This window comes from Neptunomonas japonica DSM 18939, assembly GCF_000422765.1.
Lineage (GTDB): Bacteria > Pseudomonadota > Gammaproteobacteria > Pseudomonadales > Balneatricaceae > Neptunomonas > Neptunomonas japonica.
Map to the genome: position 1 here is coordinate 269,585 of NZ_KE383915.1, position 14,976 is coordinate 284,560.

The 14,976-nt window shown below is 43.6% G+C and carries 17 protein-coding genes; 3 read left to right on the forward strand and 14 right to left on the reverse strand.

Annotated features, from left to right (window positions below; all coding sequences use genetic code 11):
• Positions 1 to 42: 42 nt before the first annotated feature.
• A complete protein-coding gene (locus tag G511_RS0119050; protein WP_028471055.1) occupies positions 43 to 906 on the reverse strand; it encodes an alpha/beta fold hydrolase in 864 nt (287 codons plus the stop codon).
• A 182-nt stretch (positions 907 to 1,088) separates the two neighbouring features.
• On the opposite strand from G511_RS0119050, the gene pabB reads away from it, so the two are divergent.
• Positions 1,089 to 2,459 (forward strand): aminodeoxychorismate synthase component I, encoded by a 1,371-nt coding sequence (gene pabB / locus G511_RS0119055; RefSeq protein ID WP_028471056.1) that lies wholly within the window; start codon positions 1,089 to 1,091, stop codon positions 2,457 to 2,459.
• A gap of 166 nt (positions 2,460 to 2,625) precedes the next feature.
• Here the strand turns inward: pabB and G511_RS24265 are convergent, their stop codons facing one another.
• The 6 genes from G511_RS24265 to amrB all read right to left on the reverse strand — a co-directional run bounded on the left by G511_RS24265 (position 2,626) and on the right by amrB (position 6,011).
• Complete coding sequence (locus G511_RS24265; protein ID WP_084629166.1) at positions 2,626 to 2,775, reverse strand: DUF2986 domain-containing protein; 150 nt, start codon at positions 2,773 to 2,775, stop codon at positions 2,626 to 2,628.
• A gap of 88 nt (positions 2,776 to 2,863) precedes the next feature.
• Positions 2,864 to 3,229, reverse strand: coding sequence for a YacL family protein (locus tag G511_RS0119065; protein ID WP_028471057.1), 366 nt, complete (start codon positions 3,227 to 3,229; stop codon positions 2,864 to 2,866).
• Between the two features lie 45 nt (positions 3,230 to 3,274).
• Positions 3,275 to 3,781, reverse strand: coding sequence for a M48 metallopeptidase family protein (locus G511_RS0119070; protein WP_028471058.1), 507 nt, complete (start codon positions 3,779 to 3,781; stop codon positions 3,275 to 3,277).
• Positions 3,781 to 4,560, reverse strand: coding sequence for a hypothetical protein (locus tag G511_RS0119075; protein WP_028471059.1), 780 nt, complete (start codon positions 4,558 to 4,560; stop codon positions 3,781 to 3,783). Before G511_RS0119075 ends, G511_RS0119070 begins: the two co-directional genes overlap by 1 nt.
• 112 nt (positions 4,561 to 4,672) lie before the next feature.
• Complete coding sequence (gene amrA / locus G511_RS0119080) at positions 4,673 to 5,215, reverse strand: AmmeMemoRadiSam system protein A (protein ID WP_245574163.1); 543 nt, start codon at positions 5,213 to 5,215, stop codon at positions 4,673 to 4,675.
• Position 5,216: 1 nt separating this feature from the next.
• Positions 5,217 to 6,011 carry an AmmeMemoRadiSam system protein B gene (gene amrB, locus G511_RS0119085; protein WP_028471061.1) on the reverse strand — a complete coding sequence of 265 codons (795 nt, stop codon included), beginning with the start codon at positions 6,009 to 6,011 and terminating at the stop codon, positions 5,217 to 5,219.
• A gap of 86 nt (positions 6,012 to 6,097) precedes the next feature.
• Here amrB and amrS point away from each other — a divergent pair, with 86 nt between their 5' ends.
• The gene (gene amrS / locus G511_RS0119090) at positions 6,098 to 7,174 is read left to right on the forward strand and encodes an AmmeMemoRadiSam system radical SAM enzyme (protein ID WP_028471062.1); all 1,077 of its coding nucleotides are present in this window, start codon (positions 6,098 to 6,100) and stop codon (positions 7,172 to 7,174) included.
• Here the strand turns inward: amrS and G511_RS0119095 are convergent.
• Positions 7,171 to 8,148: a tRNA dihydrouridine synthase gene (locus G511_RS0119095; protein WP_036552446.1), complete on the reverse strand. Its 978-nt coding sequence runs from the start codon at positions 8,146 to 8,148 to the stop codon at positions 7,171 to 7,173. The genes amrS and G511_RS0119095 overlap by 4 nt on opposite strands.
• Before the next feature lie 39 nt (positions 8,149 to 8,187).
• Between G511_RS0119095 and thpR the strand changes: the two genes are divergently transcribed.
• Positions 8,188 to 8,715, forward strand: a complete 528-nt coding sequence (gene thpR / locus G511_RS0119100; protein ID WP_028471064.1) for an RNA 2',3'-cyclic phosphodiesterase — start codon at positions 8,188 to 8,190, stop codon at positions 8,713 to 8,715.
• Here the strand turns inward: thpR and G511_RS0119105 are convergent, their stop codons facing one another.
• The 6 genes from G511_RS0119105 to accD all read right to left on the reverse strand — a co-directional run bounded on the left by G511_RS0119105 (position 8,716) and on the right by accD (position 14,953).
• On the reverse strand, positions 8,716 to 9,933 hold the full coding sequence (locus G511_RS0119105; RefSeq protein ID WP_028471065.1) for an O-succinylhomoserine sulfhydrylase: 1,218 nt from the start codon (positions 9,931 to 9,933) through the stop codon (positions 8,716 to 8,718). It lies immediately after the preceding gene.
• Between the two features lie 14 nt (positions 9,934 to 9,947).
• A complete protein-coding gene (gene purF / locus G511_RS0119110; RefSeq protein ID WP_028471066.1) occupies positions 9,948 to 11,474 on the reverse strand; it encodes an amidophosphoribosyltransferase in 1,527 nt (508 codons plus the stop codon).
• A gap of 62 nt (positions 11,475 to 11,536) precedes the next feature.
• Positions 11,537 to 12,031, reverse strand: a complete 495-nt coding sequence (locus G511_RS0119115) for a CvpA family protein (RefSeq protein WP_028471067.1) — start codon at positions 12,029 to 12,031, stop codon at positions 11,537 to 11,539.
• Between the two features lie 58 nt (positions 12,032 to 12,089).
• Positions 12,090 to 12,653, reverse strand: coding sequence for an SPOR domain-containing protein (locus G511_RS0119120; RefSeq protein ID WP_028471068.1), 564 nt, complete (start codon positions 12,651 to 12,653; stop codon positions 12,090 to 12,092).
• Entirely contained in the window at positions 12,653 to 13,939 is a 1,287-nt protein-coding gene (gene folC, locus G511_RS0119125) for a bifunctional tetrahydrofolate synthase/dihydrofolate synthase (protein ID WP_028471069.1), read from the reverse strand. The genes G511_RS0119120 and folC overlap by 1 nt, the downstream gene beginning before the upstream one ends.
• A 54-nt stretch (positions 13,940 to 13,993) precedes the next feature.
• Positions 13,994 to 14,953, reverse strand: coding sequence for an acetyl-CoA carboxylase, carboxyltransferase subunit beta (gene accD / locus G511_RS0119130; protein WP_028471070.1), 960 nt, complete (start codon positions 14,951 to 14,953; stop codon positions 13,994 to 13,996).
• Positions 14,954 to 14,976: the final 23 nt, after the last annotated feature.

Below are 14,976 nucleotides of genomic sequence, written 5' to 3' on the forward strand. Positions count from 1 at the left end.
AAGTTGTCAACACAATACAAAAGTTTAAGAGTTTACCCCTACTTACAAATTTCTATAACGTAAGGTTTCTTCGTTCATTAACTTGGCGATCTGACGAGGCTTCTGAAATGGCAGGGAATGATCCGTACCCGGCACCATAAAATAATGCCAATTCGGCAAACCTTCCGCCATATCTCGATGGTATTGATGCATTAAGTCCACACTTAAGCCACCAATAAGGCTCGTAACATCACCTTGGGCAGCGACTAAGCCCTCTCTGTCTATATTATTAATGGCGTCCGTCACACAATCCAAAGCATATGCAAAACCTAGTGGGCGCCGCCCTAGACGAGAGGCTGTTAGGTCGTCAATCTGTACGGACGTTCTACGATTAGGAGAGATAGTATCCATAAAGTTACGAATACCTGTATCACGATTGTCGCTGCGCAAATGCTCTGCAGCCTCACTATAACGCTGGCGTAGCTGCACCGTAGAGTCCCAACACGGTCTATCCAACAAAGCAGACTCAAGTAGAAACTGTTTACAGACTCTATCTGGATGCTGCTGTTTAAATAGCATACTTACCATTCCACCCAGAGAATAACCGCCTAGATCAAACATCCACCAGCCTAGGTGGTCAACTACTGCATTCAGATCTGCCACTAGCATTTGCGCACTAAAAGGATAATCATACCGGTCTGGATAATGCGTATCACCCATCCCCCTCTGATCAGGTATCAACACCTCCTCCCACTGCGTCAGCATTGAAGCGATTAACACCCAAGTATCTTCACCTGCCACACCAGCCCCATGAAGTAGCACCAGTTTTTTGCCATTATTAACATTGGGGTTTTTAACGATCCGATAGGTAATAACCTGATCGGGTAAGTGCAGCTCTTTTTGACTGATATTTTGGCCGCTTCGCATAAATGACTTTATCTCCTCATAAATTGTCTACAATCCAGTATACGTTATTCACCCTACAGATAAAGATTGGAAAAGAGTAACCCTCGCTATCCATAAGTAGGATGCGTAAAATGTTCTACTTTTGCATAACAGCTATTTAGCAGCCTTCATTTAATAGCTCTCTAACTACAAGGTTTGATCGATTGCTTAAACGCATTACACTTCCGTATCAGGTCAGCACTAGCGACTACTTTGAACGCATCAGAAGCTTAGGCAACGCCATATTGCTTGATAGCGGAAAACCCAGCAGTGAACGGGGACGTTTTGATATTTTAGTTGCCGCCCCACTGTGCCAGCTAAGCTACCGAGAAGGTACACTTTCAGGTGTTAATTTACCTATTAGCATATCGCCTGATACAGACCCATTCGATGCACTCGAAAAACTCTATCAATACTCCTACATAGAGCAGGCTCAACTCCCCGAAGACATTCCTTTTAACGGCGGCTTAGTAGGGCATTTTTGTTATGATTTGGGGCGAGCAATAGAAGCCCTGCCACAGCAAGCAGTCAATGATACCTCGTTACCTGAGATGCTAGTCGGGCTATACGGCTGGGCTATCGTGATTGATCATGAGAAAAAATCAGCGAATCTTCATGGCTCCCACCTTACTAATGAGTCAACGCTAAAAGAAATTGTACTAAAAGCTTCAGCACCCGTCGTGCCGTCACAGCACTGTTTTCAGCTAACCAGTGATTTTTGCAGCAATCTTAATGAACAGGCTTACCATAGCCAGCTCTCGACTATTGACGATTACATACACGCCGGCGACTGCTACCAAGTCAATTTAGCACAGCGGTTCAGCGCTAACTGTAAGGGAGATCCGTGGGAAGCTTACAAGCACCTTCGCAACGCAGCACCGACTCACTATGCAGCCTACTTTGACACTGAGCATGGCGCTGTTTTGTCATTATCACCAGAGCGATTCTTATCAACGGATACGCAAGGTCACGTTATTACCCAACCGATAAAAGGCACGCGCCCAAGAGGGCACAACGCTAAAGCTGACCAGCAACTAGCTAATGAATTAAAGAGTTCAAGTAAAGACCGAGCTGAGAATGTCATGATTGTAGACTTGCTACGCAACGACCTCAGCAAGGTATGCCAACACCACAGCGTTAAAGTCCCTTCACTTTTTTCTATAGAAAGTTATAAAAATGTACACCATTTAGTCAGTACGGTCACCGGCACTCTTGAGCCTTACGCCTCACCTATTAGCTTACTCAAAGAGTGCTTTCCAGGCGGGTCAATCACAGGTGCTCCGAAAATAAGAGCAATGGAAATCATCGAAGAACTGGAGCCCCACCGCCGCAGTATTTATTGCGGAAGCATTGGCTATATAGGCGTCTCTGGCCAGATAGACACCAGCATTACTATTCGCACCCTGTTAGTTGAAAACAACAAGATACATTGTTGGGCAGGAGGAGGAATCGTTGCCGATTCAATAAGCGAAATGGAGTATCAAGAGACCTATGATAAGGTCAATAACTTGCTGTCGACACTAACAGCACTGTAAAAACGGAATACTTAAGCATAAAAGTGATACTTGAGCACAGTACTGTGCTACAACCCTATCGAAGCAACACAGCAAAATAATATCTCTGGTGTTATTTAGCGACCTCTTTATAGGTACTAATTAAAACTCTATACCTAGTAGTTATTCGGGTCTTAGGTTTGTGAACTCACACCTCTGAGCTTTGCGACTCAGAGCTTTCAGCTTTAGCGCGCTCTTCTTTTGAGATATAACGCGGCTTGTTACTAGGGTTGATCTTACTATTGGCTTTTTTCATTCTCTTAATAAGAATACTATTAATCTTTTTCTTTCGATTCATGATGTCACTGCAACTGTATAAATAAATATATGTATGGAGGCTATTGTAAAGCTAACGGCACGAATATGATAATTCTCTTCTATCAATGCTATGAGCTAACAAATGACTGCCACGATAATAACGCCTGCTTAAAGTCAGGCAAGCCACAACCGGCATAAGACTCCACGTCATACAAGTTAGTGTCTTCAGGTAGCTCTTCATCAATATCAAGCCCCAACACCAAAGCAACCACTTCAATTTCATTACGATTTAACCGTAATTGAAACTCTTTCCCCGATTGCTGATAATTACTTATCTCGTCACGCTCCAGTGTTTCAACAAGCTCAATTAATTGATTAATTTGCTGTAAATCATCAGATAACTCTTCAGAAAACCAACGACCTACCGCCTCAGCTCCCATCGAAAACTTGGCCCGAGGACGCCCCAATTCATCAATGCTAAACTCGTAATCCATAGCGCTCTCTGATTATTACTTAACGGACGCGCATTCTACATGACTTTACGTATAAAGCGCGCCATCTAGCTCTAGGTATGTCAGATATAAACGCATCTCGAACTCTAGCTGATGATAATCTGGAAGCATATATTGGCATAATTGATAAAACGCCTTGTTATGTTCTTTCTCTTTCAAATGGGCTAATTCATGCACCACAATCATATTCAAAAACACTTCAGGGGCTTTTTTGAATATTGCACTGATGCGAATCTCATTTTTACTCTTTAACTTAGTGCCTTGCACTCTAGATACATAGCTATGAAGCCCCAGCGCATTATTAACCACATGAATTTTACTGTCATATGCAACCTTACTCAGTGGCGCAGACTTTTTTATATAACGGTTTTTTAACGCCATGACATACTCACGCAGATATTTATCATTACTGACGTCATGCACTTTAGGGTATTTTTTCAGTAAAAAATCAGCCAACTGACGCTTATCTATCATTTGTTGCACTTGTTGCTGCAACTCGGGTGCATAAGCAGTTAAATATTTTAACGTGGACATCAAATTTCTCTTTTGTATTCCATCAGCCTTGCCAACCTATCTGGCCGCTTATCAAGCTGCTTACATGCCTGCTTATAATTACTTTTCAAATGCTTCTTTAGGCAAGAAACAGCATGTGAATCCTCTATACCTTTTAAGCGACAATACAGCGCTAACGCAAATACAATTTCATTTTCAGACAAGCTCGCCACACGATTTGCTTGAGCGTTATAGCAACTGCCACAACCGCCGCGAAATGTATAAGCGGAATTGGCAAACATGACACCAAATCCCATAAAAACCGCTAATACCTCGCTGCCCTCGGTGAGGTAATCTACACCACCTGGCGGAAGCTGATGAGATTGAAGCAACACATGTTGTGCAATCACATGAGCAAAACTGGATGACAGATCTTCTGGCTTCAACGTTTGCTGGGGATTATAGCTAAGCGCTAAAGGGTGCTGATACACAACAGGCGACATACTCACCGTTGAGTTACGCTCTACTTTAGCTAGTTCGATCTGGTGGGCAGGTAAACTTTCAAACAATTCAGGTGATTGCAGCTGAAAAGGCCAATGCGCTAGCCCCGCATACATCAGTGTATGTTTAAATATATTTTCTGCTTTAGCATGAACACTATCAACATTGCCTGGAAAAAACTCATTGGTTGGCTGCACTAACCGACTACGCTTAAAAAACTCTTCATTGTCAAAACTTTGTATCGCCCACTCAAAGGTATCGTATATCCAGTCAGCACTGGATAGATCGATAAGCGGACGAAATTTAAAAATGGATAGCATGAGAAGTATTCTTATTGAGAGGACATTAAATTTAAACAGCTAACTATTAGCATTAACTTTATAGAAACAAGCACACAATTAACACACCCTTCATAGTATATGCACTTGAAAGTCATTCCGTAAAACTAATCGTTTGATAAGTAGCAAACTTTATTGAGCTACTCCAATAGTCATCTGCAAAGCCTGCTTTACGCTTTAAGTGCAATAAAAAGTCTTGCTCTTTTGGCAATGTATTCCAAACCGAAGGTAAAAACGTCGCTCGATGATTCCCCTCTTCTAGTATTAAACCGTCAACTCCTGGCCGGATTTTATTCAACAAGTCTTGCTCGTTATCAACCGTTAACAATAATGCAGGCGTTAGGATCGAAATAGCTATTTGAACATCATCCAGTTCTTCTTGATCTAAAGGAGGAAATCGCGAATCTCTAAACGCTGCATTAAATGCATTTTGCCAGACATCTATTATTAACGGCTGCCTTACTTCAAGTGAACCAATACACCCCCGCAAACTCCCCTGCAAAGTCAGTGTAACAAAACTAGCACCTAGCCCGTTTTTATCCAAGCTAGCGGGTTCTCGCTGCCAGCTCCCCTGCAACCCTTGCTTAATTGATGCCCTAGCACAACTCAACAACTTCTTTTGCTTTTTCGGCTGCACGCTAAAACACACCATAACAAGCATACCCAACTACACGTTCTTTAGCTCCAGCTGTATCACCACTATTACACTGCGCCAATTTTTTGATTGTTAGATTCTGATGCTTAATAGCCAGCAATAAGCCATTTAGAGCATGGCAGCCACATGCCTCTGTTGGTTTGAGGTCATGATCAGCACTCATGATTTTTAGATCAGTATGCGCATCTGTTTTTTTTGCATTTTCGTAACTGTGAAAATGGCTCAAATCAGTACTGACAATGACCAGTTTATTAGAATCCAACAATAAAGGTTCAATGATCTGCGCAACATCAACAGCAGCACACTCACCAACGACAAGAGGAACGATGGGCACGTTAATTTGCAGGTACTGAAGAAAAGGCAATTGAACCTCTAAACAGTGCTCCTGTGCATGGACCTTATCGGCCTCAATCACCAGATCATTCTTGAGCAGTGCATTAATAGCCTTACGGTCGATCTGAATATCGCCCAATGGCGTAGAGAAAAAATCGCTTGTAGGAGCAGCGCAGCCTTGCAAAGGCTCACGGTGATTTGGACCAAACAGATAGATACCATTGAAACCAGTGCAGCCTCTAAGTAAGCCATACCCAAGACCAGCAACAGCGCCTGAATAAATGTAGCCTGCATGCGGAACTATCAGCGCCCTTGGCTTTTTAAGCAGTTTATTGGGTGCATTTTCAGGCACCTTTTCAGGTAATAAGTCGGCAAGCACACCGTATAAATCAGCTTTATCTTCGGGATAAAACAATCCGGCGACAGCGGCAGGTCGAATGCTCATACGCTACCCTCCCCTGCCAATATGTTTTATATTGGCATTAATGGGTACTCTTATAAGTACTCTTAAATACTAAACCTGCAGCGCTTATGAATCCAGATCAAAGAGAGATTCTTTTCTGGCATCCGCTGGGTGACAACCGTATCCAGTGCGACTTATGCCCCCACTATTGCTCATTAAAAGAAGGGCAAAGAGGAGTTTGTTATGTCCGAGGAAATACCAACGGACAAATGCAGTTATACACCTACGGTCGGTCCAGCGGCTTCTGTATAGACCCTATCGAAAAAAAACCTTTAAACCATTACTTTCCGGGCACACCTGTCCTATCTTTTGGTACGGCGGGATGCAACCTTACATGCAAATTTTGCCAAAACTGGGATATCAGCAAAGCAAGAGATATGGATCACCTGTGTAATACCGCGACGCCTGAACAAATCTCTACAACAGCCAAACAATACGCCTGTCGCGCCATCGCGTTTACTTACAATGATCCTGTTATATTTTTTGAGTACGCAGAAGATGTTGCCATCGCATGCAAAGCGGCTGGTATAAAAAGTATTGCGGTAACGGCAGGATACATAAGCGATGCAGCTCGCTCCCGTTTCTTTTCATCTTTTGATGCGGTAAATATTGATTTAAAAGCATTTACTGATCATTTCTACCGACATATTTGCGGTGGAAAACTAGCCACTGTATTAGACACATTGATCTACCTTAAACACGAAACCGCTGTTTGGTTTGAAATTACCACACTCTTAATACCAGAAAGAAATGATTCAGATGCAGAGATTGAAGCGCTCTCTAGCTGGATAAGCAAGAACTTAGGGCAAGATGTTCCACTACATTTTTCAGCATTTCATCCAGACTGGAAAATGCAAAATATTCCAAAAACGCCGCTAACAACATTACTAAGAGCACGCGATATCGCACTCAAAAATGGGGTGCGTTATGTCTACATTGGAAATGCACATCACCCACAAGCAAGCTCGACCTTTTGTCATCACTGTAAAGCATTGCTTATTGAACGCGACGGGTACCAGCTAGGCAGCTGGGATATCCATGATGCTAGATGCGGACAGTGTAATGCCTTAATCCCAGGCTATTTTGAAAACACACCTGGAAACTGGGGGCCTAAGCGCCAACCAGTAAAGATCAACTCGCGCTAAAGCTCCCGCTCCAAGCAAGCACGCAAATCACTAAGGTCATTGATCGTTTTCACGCTAAAGAAGAGCTTTTCAGCTTCTTCGCGCTGAGGCCGCATCATATGTAGCCATTGCTTTATACGCCCATGAACATATTTTGGTGGTAGTTTTTGCTCAACAAAAGAAAAGTATTCCAACAACAGTAAAACAACCTGTGACCATGCTGCACCGTCACCACTTTGGCCAAGCTGATAACTCTTAATCATTAAACCTAATTCTGGTCGGGCAATAAGACCGCGTCCAATCATCACATCATCACACCCACTAAGGTCTTTACAGCGTTGATAGTCTTCACAGTTCCAAACCTCACCATTGGCAACGACATGTAAATCTACACTCTCTTTTATCCGCCCTATCCATTCCCAATGAGCCGGTGGTTTGTACCCCTCAACTTTCGTGCGTGCATGAACTGCCAAACTATCAGCACCGGCCTCTTGGATAGCAACAGCGTTATCAATGGCCAACGATTTATCTAAATTCCCAAGTCGCATTTTAGCGGTAACAGGAATATTATCTGGCACCGCTTGGCGGACCGCTTTTACTATCTGATGAATCAATGCTGGCTCATCAAGTAACACAGCACCACCACGGTGCTTATTAACTGTTTTTGAAGGGCAACCAAAATTCAGATCAATAGCTGGTGCCCCCATTTTCGCAGCACTTATCGCATTCATGGCCAACAACTCAGGCTCACTCCCTAACAACTGTACGACAACCGGAATACCTGCGGGTGTCTTTCCTTGACGAGCTAGCTCAGGGGCTGATTTCAAAAACTCTTTTTCAGGCAAAACATAGCCAGTAATACGTATAAACTCTGTAACACACAGATCAACCCCCCCCAATTTTGTAATTAGGTGGCGCATAGTGGCATCTACAACCCCCTCCATTGGAGCAAGTATTATCTTACCGGCCTGTGTATTCACTTTATCAGCGTTCATGTTTATGCTTTATTCACTATCGTAGTTTAGGAATCTCGGATGCGCCTCTTTATTGCTATAGACATACCCGACACGGTGCAACAGCAAATCGCGCAGCTGTATTGTAACTTTCACGGCATTCAATGGACGCCACCAGAAAGGCTGCATATTACCTTGGCGTTCATAGGTAACGTAAAAAAGAGAAAACTTCCCGCTCTAGACCAACAGCTAGAAAAAATAACCTTTACACCCTTCACATTACATTGTGATCGGTTTGGTAGTTTTCGTAGCAAAGATATTTGGTTAGGAGTTAACCCTGAAGATCCAGTAGTGCAGCTTCATCAAAAAATCACTGATGCGTTACACGAAATAGATATGGGGTTTAAAGGCAGACCTTTTAAACCTCACATTACTCTGGCTTATACCCAAAAAAATGATGAGCATCTAGTCTTGAACCTACTTGAAGGCCGCCGAGTGTTTGAGGCTCTTAGCTTTACAGTAGATCACTTCAATTTAAAAAGCAGCTGGACAAAACCAGTCGGCTCTTTACATCGCATTGAAGCAATCTACAACGCTAAAGCTCAATAATTAAAGTGCATCTAAACCGAGCTGCATATCAGCCCGAATGTCTTCTATATCTTCAAGACCTACTGATAAACGAATCAAATTCGTCTTGATACCAGCGTCAGCCTTAGCTTCATCGGTCATTCGTCCATGAGTCGTTGTTGCAGGATGTGTGATGGTTGATTTTACATCGCCCAAATTACCTGTAATTGACACCATCGTGGTTGAATCAATGAAACGCCATGCAGCCTCTTGCCCACCAGCCACTTCGAATGATAGAACACCACCAAAGCCCGTCTGCTGTTTAATTGCCAACGTATGCTGAGCATGACTCTCGAGCCCGGTGTAATAAACTCGCTCTATACCCCGCTGCTGCTGTAACCAGGTTGCAAGTTCAAGCGCATTTTTTGCATGAGCTTCTAAGCGAATTTTTAAGGTTTCCAAACCTTTATGGAATACCCATGCATTAAACGGGCTCATACATGCCCCGCCCGTGCGGATAAAACCAAAGATCTCTTCCATCAGCGCATCCGAGCCAACTACAACACCACCTACACATCGCCCTTGGCCATCTAAATACTTAGTTGCCGAGTGAATAACAAGATCAGCACCTAACGTTAATGGCTGTTGGAAAACCGGTGTTAAAAAACAATTATCAACAGCGAGCATTGCATCATTCTTATGTGCTATATCAGCTACTGCTCTGATGTCTGTTAACTCACCAAGCGGGTTTGAAGGTGTTTCTAAAAACAGCAAACGCGTATTGGGTTGTATTGCAGATTCCCATGCGTTTAAGTCTTTAGGATCAACAAAGCTAGTTGTGATACCAGCACGAATTAGATACTTTTCGAACAACGAAATCGTCGAACCAAAAACACTCTGCGAACAAACGACATGATCGCCTTGCTGCAAAAGCGACAAGCCAATACTCAAAATAGCAGCCATGCCTGATGAGGTAGCTACTGCACGCTCTGCGCCTTCCAAAGCCGCCATGCGCTTTTCAAAAGCATTCACGGTTGGATTCGTAAAACGTGAGTATATATTACCTTCTTCATCACCACTAAAACGAGCAGCAGCCTCGCGCGCACTCGAATAAACAAAACTAGACGTTGGGAAGATAGCATCGCTATGCTCTCCCTCAGATGTCCGTGTTTGTCCAGCTCTAATAGCTAGCGTTGAAAGACCTGCATCAGTTTGCGTAAACTGAATACGCTCTTCGCGCTCAAAACCTGGTTTAGCCATTATCGAGTTCGCTCTTATGATATTTCAGTGTGAAGATCAGCCGGTGCTTCATCTTCATGATCAATTGTCTCAGGTACTATTTTGGCAGCATCTTTGCGCTTCTGATCCAAGCGGTCCAAGTAAGCAGTATCAATATCACCTGTCACATAATAACCATCAAATACTGATGAATCGAAATCACAGATAGTATCAGCATTACCTTCTGATACTGAGTCTTTAAGATCATCTAGTTCCTGAAAGATCATCCAATCTGCACCAATGGCTTCACCGATCTCATCAACAGAGCGGTTATGTGCGATAAATTCTTCAGGAGAAGGCATATCAATGCCATAAACATTTGGAAAACGTACAGGTGGCGCTGCTGATGCAAAGTATACTTTACGCGCACCGACATCTCTTGCCATCTGTACAATCTGTTTAGACGTAGTACCACGCACAATAGAGTCGTCTACTAACATGACAACCTTATCTTTGAACTCAAGCTCAATAGGGTTCAGCTTACGACGAACCGAGTTTTGACGCTGTGTTTGCCCTGGCATTATAAAGGTACGACCGATATAACGGTTCTTGATAAAGCCTTCGCGAAAAGTAACATTTAAATGCTTAGCCATCTCAAGTGCAGACGTGCGGCTCGTATCAGGTATTGGCATAATCACATCGATATCGTGATCAGGACGTAAACCTTTTACTTTTTCAGCCAGCTTAATACCCATGCGCATACGCGCTTGATGAACATTAACATTATCAATAATAGAGTCTGGACGTGCTAGGTATACAAATTCAAATAAGCAGGGAGTTATCTTAGTGTCTTCTGCGCACTGCTTAGTGAAAACGTTGCCATCCATATCTATGAAGATCGCCTCACCAGGTTCAATATCACGAACACGTGTAAAGCCAGCAATATCCAATGCAACGCTTTCAGAAGCCACCATGCACTCTTCGCCTTCCGGCGTTGAACGCGTTCCATAAATAAGGGGACGAATACCATTAGGGTCACGAAAAGCAACGACACCGTAGCCAGTAATAACGGCAACAACCGCATAACCACCTTTAACACGTTTATGGACCTTGGATACGGCTTCGAAGATATCTTCAGGTTCCGGTTTTAACTTTCTCTGATGCTGCAATTCATGTGCAAAAACATTCAGCAACACTTCTGAATCAGAAGTAGTGTTGATATGACGCAAATCTTCACGGAACATTTGCTCAACAAGCTCTTCAGCGTTAGTTAAATTGCCATTATGTGCTAATGCAATACCGTAAGGAGAATTCACATAAAATGGCTGTGCCTCAGCAGCACTAGAGCTACCAGCAGTTGGATAGCGAACATGCCCGATACCCACATTACCCATTAAACGCTTCATATGACGTGTACGAAACACCTCATTAACCAAGCCGTTATCTTTACGTAGGAAAAACCGATTACCCTCACAGGTCACCATGCCAGCGGCATCCTGTCCGCGGTGTTGAAGCACAGTCAGCGCATCAAAGATTGTCTGATTAACAAGGGATTTGGCTACTAGCCCAACAATACCGCACATTTAAACTACCTCAAGAGGAATCAGAAAAAGCTGTCTGGTCCGAAATCAGACCACTGTCTTACTTAACGTCCCGCGTTCCAAATCAATTGCCCTACTTCAGATGCAACTTCTCTGGACCATGTTTCCATTAAAACAAAATGAGGAATCAATTCAGATTCCTTCCACCAAGCATCAAGCACTGCGGGAGTTCCTCCCAGCAAAGCCACCAGCACGACTACGACCAAGGCGCCACGCGCTAAGCCAAAGCCCATACCTAGAATTCTATCAGTACCGCTTAACCCAGTTGCCTCGACTAACAAGCTAACGAGGTTACTTACCAATGCGCCAACGATAAGCGTTAATATAAACAGTATGCCAAACGCTGACGCGATACGAAATGAAGGGGTCTGAATATAGTCAGACAGCACAGTTGCCAAAGCATCTGTAAAAAGCCGTGCTATTACGAAAGCAGTAACCCACGTCAATAACGATAGCGCTTCTTTTACAAAACCACGCTTGATACTAAAAAGTCCTGATATCCCAACAATCCCAAGAATTGTCCAGTCGGCCCAGTTCATTTTTTCTACCACCTATCCAATTTGCGCGCATTCTAACAGAGCGTTAAGATGAACCCAATCACTGAGTAGTGAATCTGAAAATTATTCCATCCAAACCAAAATCACTTTGTAGCGCCTCTTTTAATTTCTCAAGACGTTGGCGCTTCATATCTGGCCCTACATAGACTTTAAAAAGGTTCGCATTTTTGCGTGTATACACTTTATGCCCCGCTTCAACTAACTGCTTGCGCAGCGCCCGAGCATTAGACTCATCTTTAAAGCTGGCGAGTTGTAATGTCCATGCAACCGGTACGTTTTGCTCATCTAACTGGGGTTTGTCTTTACTGGTACTTACAACGGGCCTTTTTTCTTGAATGACTGCTTTTTTCTCAGGTTTTTTTTCAACCATTACAATAACTTCTTCAGGCACTTTTTGAACAGGCGCGTACTCGGACGTATCTGGAAGTAGTTTTGTTTGCGGCTCAAAGCTTACGACATCAGGCATTGCCGGCGCCTGTGGTATACGACTTTCCAGATGCCTCTCACGATAACCGTCCCCTGTCATAAACAAAGGAAACAGAACAACAGCAGAGATAACAATTACGGACAGGCCTAATAGCCGCCTTTTTACACTATCTTCCATTAAAGCAGCTCTCTGTTAAGAACAGGGTAAGCACCACCCACTGTAAAGAAGGAACCTGCTACTACTATCGTGCCGGTTACAGCAGTATCCGTCGTAACAAGGGAGTTAATAGCATCGGCTACCGTGTCATGACATACAAGATTCGGATTATCGATACCTGATTCAAATACATACGAACTCAATTGTTCAGCAGTCTGCCCCCTAGGTACATCTAATGTTGCAAGATGCCAACACGCAACTGCCGACGATAATGCCTCTATAACAGCTGAGCAATCTTTATCTGCCAACATACCAAGAATCAACTGCACTCCATTAGGCTCAGTTTTCTTTAACTGCTGGGCCAGATAAATAGCTGACTGTGGGTTATGTGCTACATCAAGAATAAAATGGTGCCCTTGATATTCGACAATTTCCATACGTCCCGACACCTGAGCATCACGCAGGCCCTGTGCAATATTGGCAGGAGAACATACTAAATCGGATAGCAAAATTGTCTGAAGCGCAGTCGCTGCATTCTGCAAGGGTAAACGAGGCAATGGAAGACCAGCTAAAACTACGGAGGCGTCATTAAAATCACGCCCCTGCCAGATCCAGTGGGTATCATTTTGTAATCGATACTCAAAAGACTTATTGACTTGTCGTAAGTGACTACCAAGCTCTCGTGAATAGTTTTCAATGGAAACAGGAGGGTTTAGTTCACCGCATACTGCCGGCTTACCTTCCCTGAAAATACCGGCCTTCTCCCAGCCAATTTTTTCCCGATCATCACCAAGCCAGTCAACATGGTCAATATCAATCGTGGTAACCACTGCCACATCAGCATCAACTACATTAATCGCATCTAAACGCCCACCAAGACCCACTTCTAAGAGCGCTACATCAGGCTGCTGATCAGCGACAAGCCATAGCGCAGCAAGCGTTCCCATTTCAAAATAAGTTAACGATGTATCTTCTCGCGCTTGGTCAACTGCATTAAAAGCAGCAACCAAGGAGGCGTCATCAACTAACACACCATTAAGACGAACACGCTCATTGTAAACTTGTAAGTGGGGGGAGGTGTAACAGACTGTTCTATAACCTGAGCGGCGATAGATAGCATCTAAAATGGCAACGGTAGAGCCTTTACCATTCGTGCCAGCCACCGTAATAACATGCACATTGGTAAAATCTAATGACAAGCTGTTGAATACAGTTTGTACCCGCTTAAGACCAAGGTCAATGGCAACCGGATGACTTTGCTCCATCCAACCAAGCCATTGTTCAAGCGTAAATTCTGATCTATTCATTAATACAGTTTACCAAAAGAAAGGCCGGTAATAACCGGCCTCAAACCATCTAGTTTACGAGTCTGAGCTTTTTTCAGCTTGCTGCTCATCAGAGAGCTCTACTTGCTCTTCTGAAGGATCAACGGCATCAGCAGCCAGCTCCTCTTCAACAATAGGCTCTGCAAAGCGGTGCATAAACATTGAAAGTACTGAATGCAAACGCTCACGCATTTCTAAACGCGAAACGATCATATCAACCTGACCATGTTCTAATAAGAACTCAGCCCGCTGAAAGCCTTCCGGTAACTTTTCACGTACTGTTTGCTCAATAACACGGGGACCGGCAAACCCAACTAATGCTTTTGGCTCAGCAATGTTAAGGTCACCTAGCATGGCTAAACTCGCTGATACACCACCATAAACAGGATCAGTCAACACAGAGATATAAGGAATCCCAGCTTGACGCATTTTTTCAAGCGCTGCACTGGTTTTTGCCATCTGCATCAACGAGATCAAAGCTTCCTGCATGCGCGCACCACCTGATGCTGAAAAGCAGATCAGAGGAATGTTCCCTTCTAATGAAACGTTGACAGCACGAACAAAGCGCTCGCCAACGACAGCACCCATTGAGCCGCCCATAAAACGAAAATCAAAAGCCACCGCCGCAACAGGCATATTTAATAAAGTGCCACGCATGGCAACCAGAGCATCTTTTTCGCCAGTAGCTTTCTGTGCTGCTGATAAGCGGTCTTTATATTTTTTCGTATCACGGAATTTCAGGCGATCCACTGGCTCCACTTCAGCGGCCAGTTCCGTAAAGGAATCTTTATCTAAAAAAGATTCCAAACGCTGGCGTGCAGCTAAGCGCATATGATGATCACACTTTGTGCAAACGTTAAGGTTTTTTTCTAATTCTGGAAGATACAGTACTGCCTCACATTTAGGGCATTTTTTCCAGAGACCTTCAGGAACGCTCGCTCTTTTATTTTCAGAACGTACGAGCGAGGGGACAATTTTGTCTAACCAGTTACTCATTCTTATCTAAATCCAGTATGATA

Bases quoted from the DNA above. Each gene is read 5' to 3' on its own strand.
- folC (WP_028471069.1), bottom strand. From the start codon at position 13,939: ATGAATAGATCAGAATTTACGCTTGAACAATGGCTTGGTTGGATGGAG.
- G511_RS0119075 (WP_028471059.1), bottom strand. From the start codon at position 4,560: ATGCTATCCATTTTTAAATTTCGTCCGCTTATCGATCTATCCAGTGCT.
- G511_RS0119050 (WP_028471055.1), bottom strand. From the start codon at position 906: ATGCGAAGCGGCCAAAATATCAGTCAAAAAGAGCTGCACTTACCCGAT.
- G511_RS0119065 (WP_028471057.1), bottom strand. From the start codon at position 3,229: ATGGATTACGAGTTTAGCATTGATGAATTGGGGCGTCCTCGGGCCAAG.
- accD (WP_028471070.1), bottom strand. From the start codon at position 14,953: ATGAGTAACTGGTTAGACAAAATTGTCCCCTCGCTCGTACGTTCTGAA.
- G511_RS0119105 (WP_028471065.1), bottom strand. From the start codon at position 9,933: ATGGCTAAACCAGGTTTTGAGCGCGAAGAGCGTATTCAGTTTACGCAA.
- purF (WP_028471066.1), bottom strand. From the start codon at position 11,474: ATGTGCGGTATTGTTGGGCTAGTAGCCAAATCCCTTGTTAATCAGACA.
- G511_RS0119095 (WP_036552446.1), bottom strand. From the start codon at position 8,148: ATGAACGCTGATAAAGTGAATACACAGGCCGGTAAGATAATACTTGCT.
- amrB (WP_028471061.1), bottom strand. From the start codon at position 6,011: ATGAGCATTCGACCTGCCGCTGTCGCCGGATTGTTTTATCCCGAAGAT.
- thpR (WP_028471064.1), top strand. From the start codon at position 8,188: ATGCGCCTCTTTATTGCTATAGACATACCCGACACGGTGCAACAGCAA.
- G511_RS0119070 (WP_028471058.1), bottom strand. From the start codon at position 3,781: ATGTCCACGTTAAAATATTTAACTGCTTATGCACCCGAGTTGCAGCAA.
- G511_RS0119120 (WP_028471068.1), bottom strand. From the start codon at position 12,653: ATGGAAGATAGTGTAAAAAGGCGGCTATTAGGCCTGTCCGTAATTGTT.
- G511_RS0119115 (WP_028471067.1), bottom strand. From the start codon at position 12,031: ATGAACTGGGCCGACTGGACAATTCTTGGGATTGTTGGGATATCAGGA.
- G511_RS24265 (WP_084629166.1), bottom strand. From the start codon at position 2,775: ATGAATCGAAAGAAAAAGATTAATAGTATTCTTATTAAGAGAATGAAA.
- amrS (WP_028471062.1), top strand. From the start codon at position 6,098: ATGAATCCAGATCAAAGAGAGATTCTTTTCTGGCATCCGCTGGGTGAC.